Source organism: Sphingomonas immobilis (assembly GCF_030580995.1).
Classification (GTDB): domain Bacteria; phylum Pseudomonadota; class Alphaproteobacteria; order Sphingomonadales; family Sphingomonadaceae; genus Sphingomonas; species Sphingomonas immobilis.
This window is the reverse complement of sequence record NZ_JAUQSZ010000008.1, coordinates 153,603-169,957: the sequence shown is the minus strand read 5'-3', so window position 1 is coordinate 169,957 and position 16,355 is coordinate 153,603. Positions and strand designations below refer to the sequence as shown.

9 protein-coding genes are annotated in these 16,355 nt (G+C 66.6%); 8 read left to right on the top strand and 1 reads right to left on the bottom strand.

Annotation, left to right across the window (positions count from 1 at the left end; translation table 11 throughout):
• Nucleotides 1–3 precede the first annotated feature (3 nt).
• The 8 genes from Q5H94_RS12825 to Q5H94_RS12790 all read left to right on the top strand — a co-directional run bounded on the left by Q5H94_RS12825 (nucleotide 4) and on the right by Q5H94_RS12790 (nucleotide 9,854).
• Nucleotides 4–609: a DUF4142 domain-containing protein gene (locus Q5H94_RS12825; RefSeq protein ID WP_304561669.1), complete on the top strand. Its 606-nt coding sequence runs from the start codon at nucleotides 4–6 to the stop codon at nucleotides 607–609.
• Between the two features lie 73 nt (nucleotides 610–682).
• Nucleotides 683–859, top strand: coding sequence for a CsbD family protein (locus Q5H94_RS12820; protein WP_304561668.1), 177 nt, complete (start codon nucleotides 683–685; stop codon nucleotides 857–859).
• 79 nt (nucleotides 860–938) lie between these two features.
• The gene (gene dinB / locus Q5H94_RS12815) at nucleotides 939–2,015 is read left to right on the top strand and encodes a DNA polymerase IV (protein ID WP_304561667.1); all 1,077 of its coding nucleotides are present in this window, start codon (nucleotides 939–941) and stop codon (nucleotides 2,013–2,015) included.
• Between the two features lie 170 nt (nucleotides 2,016–2,185).
• Nucleotides 2,186–3,682, top strand: coding sequence for an ATPase domain-containing protein (locus Q5H94_RS12810; protein ID WP_304561666.1), 1,497 nt, complete (start codon nucleotides 2,186–2,188; stop codon nucleotides 3,680–3,682).
• The gene (locus Q5H94_RS12805; RefSeq protein WP_304561665.1) at nucleotides 3,679–5,688 is read left to right on the top strand and encodes a hybrid sensor histidine kinase/response regulator; all 2,010 of its coding nucleotides are present in this window, start codon (nucleotides 3,679–3,681) and stop codon (nucleotides 5,686–5,688) included. Before Q5H94_RS12810 ends, Q5H94_RS12805 begins: the two co-directional genes overlap by 4 nt.
• Before the next feature lie 48 nt (nucleotides 5,689–5,736).
• Nucleotides 5,737–6,135, top strand: coding sequence for a DUF2946 family protein (locus Q5H94_RS12800; protein WP_304561664.1), 399 nt, complete (start codon nucleotides 5,737–5,739; stop codon nucleotides 6,133–6,135).
• A gap of 36 nt (nucleotides 6,136–6,171) precedes the next feature.
• A complete protein-coding gene (locus tag Q5H94_RS12795; RefSeq protein ID WP_304561663.1) occupies nucleotides 6,172–8,484 on the top strand; it encodes a TonB-dependent receptor family protein in 2,313 nt (770 codons plus the stop codon).
• Nucleotides 8,484–9,854, top strand: a complete 1,371-nt coding sequence (locus tag Q5H94_RS12790; RefSeq protein ID WP_304561662.1) for a PepSY-associated TM helix domain-containing protein — start codon at nucleotides 8,484–8,486, stop codon at nucleotides 9,852–9,854. The genes Q5H94_RS12795 and Q5H94_RS12790 overlap by 1 nt, the downstream gene beginning before the upstream one ends.
• Here the strand turns inward: Q5H94_RS12790 and Q5H94_RS12785 are convergent.
• Complete coding sequence (locus Q5H94_RS12785; RefSeq protein ID WP_304561661.1) at nucleotides 9,840–16,346, bottom strand: two-partner secretion domain-containing protein; 6,507 nt, start codon at nucleotides 16,344–16,346, stop codon at nucleotides 9,840–9,842. The genes Q5H94_RS12790 and Q5H94_RS12785 overlap by 15 nt on opposite strands.
• Nucleotides 16,347–16,355 lie beyond the last annotated feature (9 nt).

The window sequence follows — 16,355 nt, the reverse complement described above, 5'->3', positions numbered from 1 at the left end:
ATAATGCGCACATCGATTACGGCCATCGTGGTCGCCTCCGGTCTCGCCCTGATGGGCTGCGCCAAGAGCGAGCAGGCCGCGTCCTCGATCCAGAACGGCACCGTCAATTTCGCCGACGACGCCGGCAACGCGGTTTCGAACACGGCGGATCATATCGCCGACGCCGTGACGCCGACGCCGACCGCGCAGGAGTTCATCGACAAGGCTGCCAAGAGCGACGCCTTCGAGATCGCTTCAGCCAAGCTTGCCAAGGACAAGGCTGCATCGGCGGACCTCAAAGCGTTCGCGACCATGATGATCGCGGATCACACCGGCTCGACGGCCAAGATCAAGGCGGCTGCGGCCGAGACCAAGCCGGCGCTCACGCCCGATCCCGCACTCACCGCCGCACAACAGGGCGAAATCGCCAAGCTCGACAAGCTCAGCGGAGCGGATTTCGACAAGGAATATGCAGCTCAGCAGGTTTCCGCGCACGAGACCGCGCTGTCGCTGATGAAGGACTTCGCCGAGCATGGCGAGGTAACGACGCTCAAGACCGTGGCCGGCGAGATCGCGCCTAAGGTCGACACGCATCTGACCAAGATCAAGGCGATCAAGGACAAGCTCTGATGTTGCGATGCGGAACGAGTGTCGTTTCGCAGCGTTATGATTTTCAAGTCCATTTCGAACAAGGAGACAGACGATGAGCGAACTCACCGACCGCGCCAAGGGCATCCTCGACGAGACTGTCGGAAAGGCAAAGCGCGCCATTGGCGACGCCACCGACAATCCCAAGCTGAAGGCCGAGGGCGATATTCAGGAAGCCAAGGGCGACGCCGAGAAGCTCAAGGCGAAGACCGAAGCGGCCCTCAAGGGCTGATACGAGAAGGGGCCGGTTCGCCGGCCCTTTTTCATTTCCCGTTCCCATTCTGTTCGGGCACGCCTAATATCGTTCTGCGATGGCCGACCGGAAAATCATCCATGTCGACATGGACGCTTTCTATGCGTCGGTGGAGCAGCGCGACGACCCTGCGCTGCGCGGCAAGCCCGTCGCGGTCGGTCATGCGGCCGCACGCGGCGTCGTGGCGGCGGCAAGCTATGAGGCGCGTGGGTTCGGCGTGCGCTCGGCCCTGCCATCGGTGACGGCGCTGCGGCGCTGCCCGGACCTGATCTTCGTGCCGCCGCGCTTCGATGTCTACAAGGCGGTCTCGCGGCAGATTCACGCGATCTTTGCCGACTATACCGATCTCATCCAGCCGCTCTCGCTAGACGAGGCTTATCTCGACGTCACCGCCAACCGACGCGGCATCGCGACAGCTTGGGCGACCGCGAAGGAAATCCGCGCGCGCATCCTTGCGGAAACCGGCCTCACCGCGTCGGCCGGCATTTCGTACAACAAGTTCCTCGCCAAACTCGCCTCGGATCAGCGCAAGCCCAACGGGCAGTTCGCCGTCACGCCCGACATGGGCGAGGCGTGGGTGGAGACGCTGCCGGTCGCGCGCTTCCACGGCGTCGGCCCGGTGACGGCGGCGAAAATGAAGCGGCTCGGCATCGAGACGGGCGCGGATCTGCGCGCGAAATCGCTCGCGTTCCTGCAGCAGCATTTCGGCAGTTCGGCGGACTGGTATCACGATATCGCGCGCGGGCTGGATGAGCGGCCGGTCGATCCCAACCGGGAGCGCAAGTCGTCGGGCTCCGAAACCACCTTCGACCGCGATCTCACCGCCGATGCCGAGATCGAGGCGGGGGTGCTCGACCAGGCCGATCAGGTGTGGGCATGGTGCGAGCGGACGCGCGAATTCGGCCGCACGGTGACGGTGAAGGTCAAATACGGCGACTTCCAGAACATCACCCGCAGCCGCAGCTATCCTGCCGCAGTCGATGGCCAAGCGATGCTGCGCGAAGCGAGCCTGATGCTGATCCGCTCGGTGCTGCCGGTCGAAAAGGGCATCCGCCTCGTCGGCGTCACCGTCTCCAACTTTGCACCCGCGAGCGGCTTGCGGTCCGCATTGCCGTTGTTCGGTGAGGTGGGCTGACTCCGCCTTCGGAACCGCGCGCGCTGCCGACGGTTCCGTTGGACACATGAAACCGCAATCCCGTTCGCGTCCGCCTCGACCGCCCCGTTCCCCACCTTGAGGCAGGTATGGCTCGACCGTACCAAATCCGGTCTATGCACCGGGTGTATTCAACGAAGCGGGAAGCAGGCGTGACGAAAGCAGTGATCGATCTCGCCCGGACGGGCGTACGGGGTCTGGACGACATTCTGGCAGGCGGCCTGACGCGCGGTCGGGTGTTTCTGCTGGAGGGTAGCCCCGGCACCGGCAAGACGACGATCGCCACCCAATTCCTGATGGAAGGTATCGCGAAGGGCGAGAAGTGCCTGTACGTCACGCTGTCCGAAACCGAAGAAGAATTGCGTGACAGTGCTACCTCCCATGGCTGGGATCTCGCCGGTATCGAATTGTTCGAGCTGGTGCCGCCGGAGAGCCTGCTCGACGAAGAGCAGCAGCAGAGCCTGCTTTATTCCTCCGATCTCGAACTCGGCGAGACGACGCGGCGCATCTTCCAGATGTTCGAGCGCGTACGGCCCGACCGCGTCGTGCTCGACAGTCTGTCCGAAATCCGACTGCTCGCGCAAAGCTCGCTGCGCTACCGACGCCAGATTCTCGCGCTGAAGCACTTCTTCTCGACACAGAAGGCGACCGTGCTGATGCTCGACGATCTCACCGCCGAGGTTTCGGACAAGACCGTCCACAGCGTGGCCCACGGCGTGGTGCGGCTCGAGGAACTATCGCCCGAATACGGGCCGGAACGGCGGCGGATGCGCGTCATCAAATATCGCGGGCGGCGCTTCCGCGGGGGTTTCCACGATTTCGTGATCGATACCGGCGGCGTCAGCGTGTTCCCGCGCCTCGTCTCGGCGGAACACAAGACCGATTTCGCCCGCAACGTGCTGAAGAGCGATTCCGAGGAGCTCGACACATTGCTCGGCGGCGGCGTCGAACGCGGGTCGAGCGTGCTCGTGCTAGGCCCCGCCGGCACGGGCAAATCGCTGCTCGTCCTCACTTTCGTGGCAGCTGCGGTCGCCCGCGGCGAACGCGCGGCGATGTTCGTGTTCGACGAGGAAATGGGCCTGCTGTTCAGCCGCGCCATCGGCCTTGGCATCGACATGCAGGCGATGGTGGATTCGGGCAATCTCATCGTCGAACAGGTCGATGCTGCCGAATTGTCGCCCGGGGAGTTCTCCCAGCGTGTGCGCAACTGCGTCGAACAAAACGGTGTGCGCACCATCATCGTGGACAGCCTGAACGGATATCAGGCGGCCATGCCGGAAGAGAATGCGCTGATCCTCCACATGCACGAACTGCTGCAATATCTGAACCGCCAGGGTGCCACGACCTTCCTCACCGTCGCGCAGCACGGTCTGGTTGGCGACATGAAGGCGCCGGTCGACGTCACATACCTTGCCGACACCGTGATCCTGCTGCGCTATTTCGAGGCGATCGGCCGGGTGCGGCGGGCGATCTCGATCATCAAGAAGCGAACCGGCGCGCATGAGGACACGATCCGCGAATACCGGATCGGCAATTACGGCATCCGCCTCGGCGAGCCTCTGACGGGTTTTCAGGGCGTCCTGCGCGGCGTGCCGAACTTCACCGGGGGGCCGGGCCAGTCTCCGCTGCTGGAAGACGAGCGCGTGTGATCCCGCATCTTTCCGAACGCGCCATCATCCTAGCACCCCGTGGTCGCGACGCGATCATCGCGGCGTCGATTCTCGAAGAGGCGGCGATACGATCGACGATCTGTTCCTCGCTGCCCGACTTCGTCGGAGAATTGCAGAACGGCGCGGGCTTCGCATTGCTCACCGAAGAGGGGTTGCGCACCGCCGATCTCAACCCGCTCGCGCAGTGGCTCGGCGCCCAACCGGAATGGTCGGACTTCCCGTTCATCCTGCTGACGCAGAAGGGCGGCGGGCTGGAGCGCAACCCGGCGGCGAAGCGCTTCCTCGACATGCTGGGCAACGTCACCTTCGTCGAACGGCCGTTCCACCCGACGACATTGGTCAGTCTCGCGCAATCGGCGCTACGCGGTCGCCGCCGTCAGTACGACGCACGCGCTCGTCTCGAAGACCTGCACCGCGGCGCGGACAAATATCGCTCACTGTTCGAATCGATCGAGGCAGGCTTTTGCATCATCGATATGGTGTTCGATGTCGCCGGGACGCCGGTCGACTATATTTTCGTCGAGGCCAATCCCGCTTTCGAACGCCAGACCGGCTTGCAGAAAGCGGTGGGCAAATCGATGCGCGCGATGGTGCCGGGGCATGAGCAGCACTGGTTCGATGTCTATGGCGACATCGCCCGAACCGGCGAGCCTGTCCGCTTCGAACAACATGCCGAGGCGCTCGGCGATATCTGGTACGACGTTTACGCCTTCAAGGCAGGCGAACCAGGCAGCAACCAGGTCGCGGTGCTGTTCAACGACGTCTCCGAACGCCGACGCATGGAAATCGCCATTCGCGAAAGCGAGGAGCGGCTGCGCCGCCTCAACGAAACGTTGGAGGAGCGTGTCGAGGAGCGTACGCATGCGCTGGAACTCGCGCAGGAGGCGCTGCGGCAGTCACAGAAGCTGGAATCGATGGGACAGCTCACCGGCGGCGTTGCGCATGATTTCAACAATCTGCTAACGCCGATCGTCGGCAGCCTCGACCTGCTCTACCGCCGCGGCGTCGGCACCGATCGCGAGCGCAAGCTGATCGAGGGCGCGGTGCAATCCGCCGACCGCGCGCGGACGCTCGTGCAGCGCCTGCTCGCCTTCGCCCGTCGCCAGCCGCTGCAGGCGACGGCGATCGACATCGGCAAGCTCGTCGCGGATCTCGCGCATTTGATCGCCAGCACCTGCGGCCCGCGCATCCGGCTCGATCTCGCCATCGCCGACGATCTTCCCCCCGCCAAGGCCGATGCCAATCAGATCGAGATGGCGCTGCTCAACCTCGCCGTGAACGCGCGCGATGCGATGCCCGACGGCGGCGTGCTGACGATCAGCGCCACGCAGGAAGGTGTCGGCGAAAGCTCCGCCCGCCTCGCCGAGGGTGCGTACATCCATCTCGCTGTCGCCGACACCGGCACCGGTATGGACGCGGAGACGATCGCCAAGGCGGTCGAACCGTTTTTCACAACGAAGGGGATCGGGCAGGGCACCGGGCTTGGTTTGTCGATGGTGCATGGTCTTGCCGCGCAGCTCGGCGGCGGCCTGTCGATCGAGAGCGAGGTGGGGCGGGGCACCTCGATCGGCCTGTGGCTGCCCGTCACCGAGGCTTTGCCGGATCAACCCGTCGAAGTGCCGGAGATGGATTTCGGAAACGTCAGCCGCGGCACGGCGATGGTGGTCGACGACGAGGATCTCGTGCGCGCCAGCACCGCGCACATGCTGAGCGAACTCGGCTACCGCGTGATCGAGGCCTATTCGGCTGAGAATGCGCTGATCCTGCTCGACACGTCGGGGCCGGTCGATCTGCTCGTGACCGATCATCTGATGCCCGGCCTCACCGGCACCGATCTCGCCGCGCGCGTGCGCCTGTTGAAGCCCGACATGCGCGTGCTTGTCGTCTCGGGCTATGCCGAGGCGCAGGGTATCCCCGCCGACCTACCGCGCCTCACCAAGCCGTTCAAGCAGAGCGACCTCGCCACCAGCCTCGCCCAATTCTGACCATTAGGATGATCGACAGCACGGCGTGTGCGTCTTAGGGGAGGCGGCGTGAAAGCGCTCCGCCGCCAGATTCGTCGCCATTTCGCGTTCGCCTGGGCGCTGATCGCGGCTGCTCTGCTGGTGAAGGCGATAGTGCCGGCCGGCTATATGACCGTCGTCTCGGACGGCACGATCACGGTGCAGCTCTGTTCGGGCATTCAGGGCAAGACGATGGAAATCGCCATGCCCGGCATGAAGACGCCGGGTAAGGACCATCCCGCCAAGGCCGACATGCCGTGCCCCTTCGCCGGGCTGAGCGCGCCGTCGCTGGCGGCGGTCGATGCCGGGCTGCTGGTGCTGGCGATCGCCTTCATCCTCGCCGCCGCCCGGCGCGAGCCCGAGCCGGTCGCGCCGCGCCGCGCCCCTTATCTGCGGCCACCACTGCGGGGACCACCCGCCACCGCCTGACTCCGCCATTTGGTATTCGGATCAGGACGTTTTCCCATGAAAGTCATTTATTCAGCGGTCGCCGTCTCGGCGATCGTGCTGTCATCCGCCGCATCGGCGCAGGACACCCGCCGCGCCGACCTCTTGCGCCAGCGCGCCGAGATCGATGCGCAACTCGCCGCGCTCGATGAAGCGCCGGCTTCCGCCCCGGCAAAGCCCGTCGAAGGCTCTCCTGGCGATGTCATCGTCACCGGCCGCGCGCTGTCGCTCACCACGCAGGTCAGCGGGCAGACCGTCACCACGATCGGCGACGATGCCTTCCGCAATACGCCCGCGACGACGATCGCCGATATCGTCCGCCTCAGCCCCGGCGTCACCGTGATCCAGGGCAACGGCCCGCGCGACGTCGGCGTGTCGATCCGCGGGTCGAACGCGCGCAACGGCTTCGGCGCGCGCAACATCCAGGTGTTCGAGGACGATTTCCCGGTGACGCAGCCCGACGGGCTCGCGCGCTTCGACCTCACCGATCCGCACGCTTACGGCGCGGTGGATGTGGTGCGGGGGCCGAGTTCGGCGCGCTACGGCAACTACGCGCTCGGCGGCGCGGTCAATTTCCGCACGCGGCGCGGGCGCGACATCGACGGGATCGAGCTCGGCGTGGACGGCGGCAGCTACGGCTACGTCAATCTGTTCGGCACGATCGGCCACGCCGGTCCGCGCTACGAGTACGCCGCGTTCGGCAGCTTCGTGCGCGGCGACGGCGCGACCGGGCATACCGGCTACCAGACCGGCACGATCAACGCCTACGGCACCTATGCGCTCGGCGACCATGACCGCGTCGCGGTGAAGGTGATCTACAACGAGGGCGAGTTTCGCCTCGCGGTGCGATCCTCGTACAATCAGTATCTCGCCAATCCGTACCAACAGGGCTGCGCGGTCGCGGCGACGGCGGCGGCCGGATGCGGGACGATCTCGGTATTCGTCAACGGCACCAACGGTACGCGCATCGCGCAGACGGCGGACGAGGGCGACCTCGCGCGCAACGACCGCCGCACCATCGTCGGCACGCGCTACGAGCATGATTTCGGCAGCGATACGACGTGGCGGACGCAGGCGACCTTCGACAGCCGCGTCGTCAACCAGCCGACCAGCGCGACGCCCTTCAAGGGCACGCTCGACAGCTACAACATCACGTCGGACGTGACGAACCACGGCAGAATCGCGGGGATGGACGCGACCAGCTTCGTCGGCCTGTTCTACAATTATCTCGATAACCAGAGCTTCAGCTTCAACAAGACGCCCGCCGGCCGCAACGGCTTCGGCGCGCTGACGCAGACGGTGTTCGGCGATATCCGCAACCTGGGGGTGCGGGCGCGCGAGGAATTGCAGATCACGCCGAAGCTGCAACTGATCGCAGGCATCGGCGCCGAATATTCGCAGATCAAGATGCGCCAGACCGCCTATACCTATCCGGTCGGGGCCAATCCGGTGCTGGCGCTGGTGCCTGCCAACCGCGACTTCTGGAACGTCGCGCCCGAGACGGCTGTATTCTGGCAGACGACCGAGGCCGTGCGGCTGCACGCGCGGATCGGCACCGGCTACGGCATCCCGCAGAACGGGCAGTTGTTCGTGACCTCCGCAGGCGTCGCCGGCAACAACAGCGACCTGAATGCGCAGACCAACGTCGGCGTCGACGTCGGTGCGGAGATCGCGATCGGCGATACGCTCAAGGCCGAGGTGACCGGCTATTACGAATGGTATCGCAACGAGCTCGTCAGCCAGTCGGCGGGCGTGAACCTGCTCGCCTATACCTCGAACGTGCCGCGCTCGATCCATCGCGGCGTCGAGGTCGGGCTAGCCTGGCGGCCGCTGCCGGGCACCAAGCTGGAGGCGAGCTACAGCTACAACGATCACTATTATACAGACTTCTCGGAAAGGCTGACGGCGGGCGCGACCTCGGCGGTGTTCTCGCGCGACGGCAATGCCATCCCCGGCGTGATCCCGACCTTCGTCAATGCGCGCGCAGTCTATGACCAGCCGTCCGGGCCGCTGCGTGGGCTCGGCGGCTTCGTCGAGGTGACGTACCGCGACCGCTATTTCATCGACAACGGCAATCTGCTGGCGATGCCCGCCTATACGCTCACCAACCTCAACCTGCACTACGATCCGCCGGGGCGGCGCTTCAGCCTCTACGCCTCGGTGCAGAACCTGTTCGACGTAACCTATGTGGGATCGGCCTCGGTCATCGCGAACAGCCTCGATCCGGCGACGGGCTTGCAGAACCCGGCGTCGGTGCTCTCCAACGTCACCGGATCGATCTATGCCGGGCAACCGCGCACCGTCTATGCCGGCGTAAAGGCGAAATTCTGATGAGCGTTCCCGAAACCGCGCGCCGCTGGCCCGATTATGCGAGCGTCTGGCGCTGGCATTTCTACGCGGGGCTGTTCTGCGTGCCCTTCGTGCTGTGGCTGTCGCTCACCGGCGCGATCTACCTGTTCCGCCCGCAGGTCGAGGCATGGATCGACCGGCCGTATATGGCGCTGCCGCTGACCGGCCCGGTGGCGTCGCCCTCCGCACAGGCAGCGGCGGCGGTGAAAGCGGTGCCGGGCTCGGTCCTCCACCGCTACGAATTGCCGGAGGCGCCGAACGACGCGGCGCAGGTGATCGTCGGCAAGGGCGGGGTCGAGACGCGGGTGTATCTCGATCCGCAGACGCTGCGGGTGCTCAAGACCGTCAACGAGGATGACCGGCTGATGCGCGTCGTCTTTCGCCTGCACGGCGAACTGCTCGCGGGGACGATCGGCTCGTACACGGTCGAACTCGCCGCCTCCTGGACGATCGTGATGATCCTGTCGGGGCTGTTCCTCTGGTGGCCCCGCGGCGGTGGCATGGCGGGCGTCGTCTATCCGCGCCTGCGCAGCGGCGGGCGGCGCTTCTGGCGCGATCTGCACGGCGTCACCGGCTTCTGGGTGTCGGCGATGGCGCTGTTCCTGCTTCTCTCGGGCCTGCCGTGGGCGAAGAGCTGGGGCGGCTATCTCGCGAGTGTGCGCGGCGTCGTGGAGGGCCATCCGGTCAAGCAGGACTGGAGCACCAGCCACGCCGAGGAACTGAAGGCGCGCGCCGCCGCCGACGCCGGTACGCGCATGATGATGGGCGAACATGCCGAGCATGACGGCATGGCGATGGCGCATCCAATGGGCTCCTACGCGCCGCTCGACCGGCTGGTGGCGACGGTCCGCCCGCTCGCGCTCGCGGCCCCCGTGCTGATCGCGCCGCCGACCGGCATGGGCCAGCCATGGACCGCCAAGTCCGACGCCGCCGACCGCCCGCAACGCACCGACCTGGCGCTCGACGGTGCGACCGGGCGCATCCTCTCGCGCAAGGACTTCGCCCAGCGGCGGCTGGTCGATCGTATCGTCGGCTACGGCGTGGCGGTGCATGAAGGGCAGTTGTTCGGCTGGCTCAACCAGCTTCTCAACCTCGTGACCGCGCTCGGCTTGATCCTGCTTTCGGTCAGCAGCGTGGTGATGTGGTGGCGGAGGCGGCCGGATGGCAAGCTCGGCGCGCCGATCGCGCGGGTGCGCGCGCCGGTCGCGATCGGCTTCTTCGCAGTGCTGATAGCGCTCGGTCTGTTCCTGCCCTTGCTTGGCGTTGCGATGATCGCGGTGCTGCTTACCGAGCGGTTGGTGTTGCGGCGGATGCCGATCGCGCGCGTCTGGCTGGGCTTACGGCCCGCCTGACGCGCCGGGTGGCGTCACGCACCCCGTCAGCGCGGGATCGGCTGACACGATGCAGAGCGCCGCCGCGGCATCTTCGGCAGACCGCTCCACGGCGAGCCTTGGGGCCTCGAGGACCGGATCGGTCTCGGCCGACCCATCCCGATCGTCGTTCGCCAACGTCAGCCGCACCGAATCGATCGCAGCGACTGTCGGCGTAGGTGTCGGAGTGGGAGTGGGAGTGGGAGTGGGAGTAGGAGTAGGAGTAGGAGTGGGCGTAGGCGTTACCGCCGCCGTCACCGTCAGCGCGGTCGCATTGGCGGCCGCCTGCGCGAACAGATAATTGCCGTTGTTCGCGCTCAGGCCCGATCCGTTGATCGCATAGTTGCCGACCGCGCTCGCCGTCGTCGCTGGCGAGGTGAAGGCCAACGTCCCCGTCGTCGCCGAGCCTTGCGTGTCGGAGAGCTTGAAACCGCTCAGCCCGCCCGAGAAGATCGGGTTGGGATCGCCCGCCCCGCGGCTCGCCGGGGTCGCGGTGTAGGTCAGTGTTGCGGGGGCGATCGTCAGCCGGGCATCGACCAGCGCGAATCCGTAACCGATCGCCGAGGCGAGCGTGCCGAGCCCCGTCGTGATCGCGTGCTGCCCGGCATTCGCCGCCTGGCCCACGCTCGAATAGGTTGCGTTCCCCGCATAGCTCGACGCGAGGTCGCCATTGACGAGGCCGGTGATCGATCCCGTGAAGACGGGATTGGCATCGCCATAGACCCGCGTCTCGCTTTGCGCCGTGACGGTCAGCAGCGGCTGGCGCGCATAGACGAACTGGTTGCCGCCGAAGGTGATCGTCGCGGGCGCGTTCGTCGCATAGCGCCGGTTGTAGAGGTTGCCGCCGCCGAGGCCACCGCGCTGGTCCTGATCCCAGTCGCCGCTATAGACCAGGAAGCGGCCGCCGGACCCGCTCAGCGTCAGCGCGCCGCTACCCGCGCGGTTGGTGAATTTCGTGCCCGCCAGCACGATCGCGTCGCCCGTCCCGCTCGCGGTCAGCTTCGCACCCGTATCGAGGACGATCGAACCGGCGTCGCTGCCCTTCGTGCCGGCGTTGACGACGGAAATCTTGCCCGCGTTGACCGTCTGCAGCGTGATCGCCCCGCCATCGACATTCGCTCGCCCCGCTCCATCGCGTATCTCGAGCGAGACGTTGGCGGTGCCCGCGTCGATCGTCGTCCCCGCCGCCATCTGGATGACGGCCGCGCCCGCGTCGCGCTGCGCATCGACCACGCCGTTCGCGGCGGTGTCGTTGGCGACGAGGCTGATGTTGCCGCCCTTGTTGATGATGTCGGCATTGACGAGGATGCTTCGCCCCGCGCCGAGCGTGAGCGATCCGGGTGCGCCAGCGGCTGCGGGCGTCTCGATCTTCGAGTTGACGAAAATGTCGGTGTTCGCCTGCAACAGCACGTTGCTGCCGTCGCGCAGCAGGCCCGCGATGACGCCCGGCGGCAGGTAGATCGTCGCATTGTTGGCGAGCGAGAAGGGCAATGTCTGCACCTGCGGGGCCTGGGTGAAGCCGACCGTCAGCACGCCCTTGCCATTGATCGCGAACAGTGAATTTTTCGCGACCGGGTCGGCAGTCGTGCCGCCCTCGAAGAAGATGCCGGTCATGCGCGTCGTCACACCGTCCGCGCCGAACACGCTGTTGCCGCTGCTGATCATATTGCGCAGGTCGAGCGGCGCGCCGGTCACGGCGTTGATCGGCGTGAAGGCACCGACCTTCTTGCCGTTCTGCTGGAAGTTCGGGCTCTGGACGAGGAAGATTTCGGCCGACTGAGTAGTGCCGCCGCTACCGATCTGGTCGTTCGCGCTCGCGCCGTACAGGCTGTTGGCGGTGCTGACTGCGCCGATCGTCGGCGCGCCCATTTTCACGACCGTGACTGCGCCGACATTGGCGGTGCCGCCGTTCGACCAATTCGGACTGGAAATGGCGAAGGCCGTATTCTCGGGATGGCCCGTGTCGTAATTGTAATTCGAAGTGATGCCGCCGCTGCCGACCCTGTCGCCCGCCTGCGTCCCGACAAGCGCGTTTGCTGCCGAAATCTGGCCGGTGATGCCGGTTTCCACATCGGCCTGTACGACGGCACCGCGATTGCCGTTCCAGCTCGGCGCGAGGATGAAGAACGTGCCGCGATAGGCGGTCGAGGCGTAGTTCGACCCGATATGATCGCCGCCGCTGCCGCCGACATCGGGCGTCGTCCCGATCAGGCTGTTGCCGATCCCGATCTCGCGATTGCCGTCGATCGTCGTCCACGTCTTTCCGGTCACCTTGACCGTGGTGACGGCGCCGCGTCCGCTGTTCCAGTTGGCGGTGAGAACGATGAAATTGGCGAAGGTCGGGTCGTTCAGATAACTGACCGTCGGATCCTGACGCAGCAATTGGGACTGATAGGAAAGCGAGCTGCCCGCGCCGAAGCCGACCCGATCCCCCGCATGCGTGCCGATCAGGCTGTTCGCGGTCGAAATCGTCCCGAACAACGGCAGATCGGGATCGAAGATCGTGACCGCGCCGGCGTTCGCCGCGCCCGCGGCGATGTTGGTCCAGTTCGGCGATGCGAGGGTATAGAGCGCGGCGGGTAGCGTCGTCGTGCCGGTGTAGCCCGCGCCGATCGGTCGTGGAGCCCAGGTGCCGACGAGATCGTTCGCGCTGGTTCCGACGAGGCTGTTGAGCGCGGTGATCGGGCCGACGGTCGCGCCGGGATTGCGGAGATCGAGCATCGTCACCGCGCCCGCCTTGGCCGCCGATCCGTTTGCCCAATAGGGATTGAGCAGCAGCAGCTTGCCATTGTCGAGCAGCTGATAATTCTGGTTCGAAACGTTGGCGCGGGTGACGCCCGAGCCGAGCCCGACGAGATCGTTCGACTGCGTGCCGACAAGGCTGTTCGCCGCGGTGACCGCGCCAAAACCCGTGACGGAGCGGCCGGTGATGCCGCTCAGATAAGTGGTCGCACCCGCGTTGCTCGCGCCGCTGGCGGTGTTGTCCCACTCGGGCGAGAAGATCAGGATGTCGTTCCCGTCCTTGGACACGAAGACGCCCGGTTTACCATAGGTGGTCGTACGATCATTGACCTGACCGACCAGATCGTTGGCGGTGGAACCGACCAGGCTGTTCGCCGCGCCAACCGCCCCGGCCGTCCCGGTTGCGCCGTTGCCGATCGTGATCGCGCCGCGAAAGCTCGACCATTTCGGGGATTCGACCAGGTAGTTGCCGTTGGCCAGCAGCCGCAGTCCGGTCTCGTTATTCTCGGCCAGCGTCACAAACCCGGGCGAATAGCCAAACGAGTTGGAGAAATAGCGCCGGCCGACATTGTCGCCCACGTTGGTGCCGACCAGGCTGTTGGCCGCACCGACCGCGCCCGCGCCAAGGCCGTCCGCCATCTTGCCTGTGGCGCCGTTCACCCAGGTGACTGCGCCGGCGGCCCCGTTCCAGGCGGATGAGCCGATGATATAGTTGGAACTGCCGGTCAGCTGGAACACCGACACCGGATAGAACAGCGCCTTGGTGGGGTCGCCGGTAAGGAAATAGGCACCGACACCGCCGACATAATCGCCGCCGTGCGTGCCGATAACGCTGTTGGCCGCGCCGATCGGGCCCGACACGCCGGTCGTGCCCGATCCCCACGTCACTGCGCCGGCAAAGTCGGCATTGGTCGCGACATTGCGCCAGCGGGGCGTGCCGACAACGTAATTGCCGTTGTCCAGCGCCAGCACGTTGAACGCCTGATCGTCGGTGCTGCCGCCGACCAGGCTGTTCGCGGCGCTGACCACGCCCCGCACGCCCGTCGCGCCCGATCCGAAGGTGACGGCACCGGCACGCGCGCCGCCGGTCGCGCCGTTGTTCCAATAGCGTGATTTGACGACGTAGTTGCCGTTGCCCTTCAGCAGCACGGCACCGTCGCTGCCGACCTGGTCGTTGGCGCTGCTGCCGACGAGGCTGTTCGCGGCGCTGACCATACCCGACGTGCCGCCAGCCGATCCCATCCACGTGACCGCGCCCGCCTTCGCCGCGGCGCCGTTCGCCCAATTGGGGGAAAAGACGAGGAAATAGCTGTCGTCGGCGGCGATGACGGGCACCACCGACCCGACCTGATCGCCTGCCTGTCCGCCGACAAGGCTGTTGGTCGCGTCCAGCGTCCCCACCGTGGGCGTATTCTTGTCGAAAAAGGTGACCGCGCCGGCGGACTCGTTCCAGCTCGGCGTGCGAACGATGAAGTTCCCGTTCGCGAAGAACGCCCCGCCGCTGCCTATGTCCTTCGTTTTGTAACCGAAGAAGCCGAAATCGAGGAAATCGTCGAAAGCGCGAACGCCGTTGCCGACGAAATCGTTGGCGTGCGACCCCACCAGACTGTTGGTCGCGGAAACGATTCCGGTCAGCGGGCCGGTCCCTGAATAGACCGTTAGCGCGCCCGCATTGGCCGCGCCGGTCGCCGGGTTGGTCCAGTTCGGCGATCCGAACAGGAAATTGTACGGCGAATTGGCGAGGACGCCGATCTGCGAGCCGACCCCGTCACCCGCCGTGCCGCCGACGAGGCTGTTGGACGCATCCACCGTCACGGTGGTCGGGACGGTCAGGTCGAACAGCGTGAGCGCGCCGCGCCCGGCGTTCCACCCCGGCGAACCGACGAGGACGCGCGGCTCGAAATTGCCGAATTTCAGGTCGCTGCCGACGCCGTCATTGGTGTGGCTGCCGGCGATCGTGCTCACCAACTGGCCGGTGCGGATGTTGAAGACATAGACCGCGCCCGCATTGCTGGCGATCCCGCTCGCGGTGCTGTCCGGCACCACGATCAGATCGCCGGTGCCGTTGGCGACGTAGCTGTAGATCTGCGCCGCGGCCTGGCCGAAGCTGTTTCCCGCCGCCGGCATCGGATCGAGCAGGTCATAGCTCAGCCCCTGCGGCGGGGCGTCCTGGATGATGATGACCTTGGGATCGAGGACGATCGTTCCCGGCGTGCCGCCAGGCAGCGTGGCCGTCGCGGTGCCCGAATAGCCGAGCGTGCCCGCGCCCGAAATGTCGATGAAGCCGCCGGTGCCGCCGCGTGCCGAGAGCGCCGCCGCGACCTTGGTCTCGGTCGTGCTCCACAGCGTGATCGTGCCGCCCCTGCCGGTTGCGCCACCATCCGCGGTGATGCTGGTGCCGCCCCCCAGCGTGATGCTGTCGGCCGCCGCGATCCCTTGCGGCGCGCGCGGGCCGCCGCCGATGCCGACAAAGCCGCCGTTGGTCCCCCCCGATGCGGTGAGCGATGCCCCGGCGAGCGCCAGGCGTGGCGCGGTCACTACGATGCTGCCGCCCGATCCCGTCTCGCCCGAGGCCTCGGCGTGTCCCGACGAGAAGATCGAGCCACCTGCGACCAGTGATACTGCGCCGCCGTCGCTCGTCCCGTTCGCGCGCACCGCGCTGTCTGCGGTCTGGATGACCGCTCCGCTGACCGCCAGATCGACCGAGCCGCCGCGCCCGGCGCTGCCGCTCGCGTCGATATCACCGCTCTGCAGCAGCACGCGCGACGCCAGCGACACGCTGCCGCCAATTGTGCCCGACGCATCGATCTTCCCGCCCAGATTGACGACGTCGCCCGCCACCGCGATCGTCCCGCCCGCGCTGGTCGCGCTGCCGGCGTTGGCGATCGTACCGTCCGCCGCCGTCAGGGATATCGCGCCGTCGTGGCCGGAAACGCTGTCGGCGTTGATCCGGCCGGGCAGGTTGATCGCCTGCCGCACGGCGTCGCGCGCCACCGCCGCGCTGATCGCGATGCGGCCGCCGCTCGCGGTGATCGTGCCGTCCGCCGTCACCAGCGCGCGGCCGCTGCTGTCGGTCGTTCCGGCGGGCAGCGAGACCTGCAGCAACTGATCGCCGTCGAGGTCGATGGTCGCGGCCATGCCGGACCCCAGCGCGATCTTGCCCATGGGCACGCTGATCACGCCGTCGTTCGACACCAGTCCGCCGAGCAGCGCGACGAAGCCGCTGCCGGAGATCGCGCCGCTGTTGTTGACCGATCCCGCGGCATTGCCCGGCGCGGCAAAACGGTTGCGCCCGCCCATGAAATCCCCATCGGCTATGTCGAGGCTGGAGGCGACGAAGCCGCCACCCGTGCTCACACTGCCTGTCTTGGTGATGGCGATGCCGTTGGGGTTGATAAGATAGACCGCGCCCGTCGCCTCGATCGCGCCCGCGATCGTCGATGTGGCGGACGAGGTGACGCGGTTGAGCGTCGCCGCGCCCGCATTCGGCTGCGCGAAGACGACCTTGCTGCCCTGTCCGACGTTGAAATCGGACCATTGAATGACGGCGCGGTCGCTCGCCTGGGTGATCGTCATCTGCCCCGCGTTCGGCGCGCCGATGCTCGCGCTGCCGGCGGTGACGATGCCGCCCTCGGGGAGCGACTGCGCCGCGGCGGGCACGGCGTTGGCGATGGCGAGCGCGGCGAGGCTGGCGGCCGAGAGCAGCGGCAACCGGCGTGGAGTCTTGAGCATGTCCGTCAG

Bases quoted from the DNA above. Each gene is read 5' to 3' on its own strand.
- Q5H94_RS12825 (WP_304561669.1), top strand. From the start codon at position 4: ATGCGCACATCGATTACGGCCATCGTGGTCGCCTCCGGTCTCGCCCTG.
- Q5H94_RS12820 (WP_304561668.1), top strand. From the start codon at position 683: ATGAGCGAACTCACCGACCGCGCCAAGGGCATCCTCGACGAGACTGTC.
- dinB (WP_304561667.1), top strand. From the start codon at position 939: ATGGCCGACCGGAAAATCATCCATGTCGACATGGACGCTTTCTATGCG.
- Q5H94_RS12795 (WP_304561663.1), top strand. From the start codon at position 6,172: ATGAAAGTCATTTATTCAGCGGTCGCCGTCTCGGCGATCGTGCTGTCA.
- Q5H94_RS12790 (WP_304561662.1), top strand. From the start codon at position 8,484: ATGAGCGTTCCCGAAACCGCGCGCCGCTGGCCCGATTATGCGAGCGTC.
- Q5H94_RS12785 (WP_304561661.1), bottom strand. From the start codon at position 16,346: ATGCTCAAGACTCCACGCCGGTTGCCGCTGCTCTCGGCCGCCAGCCTC.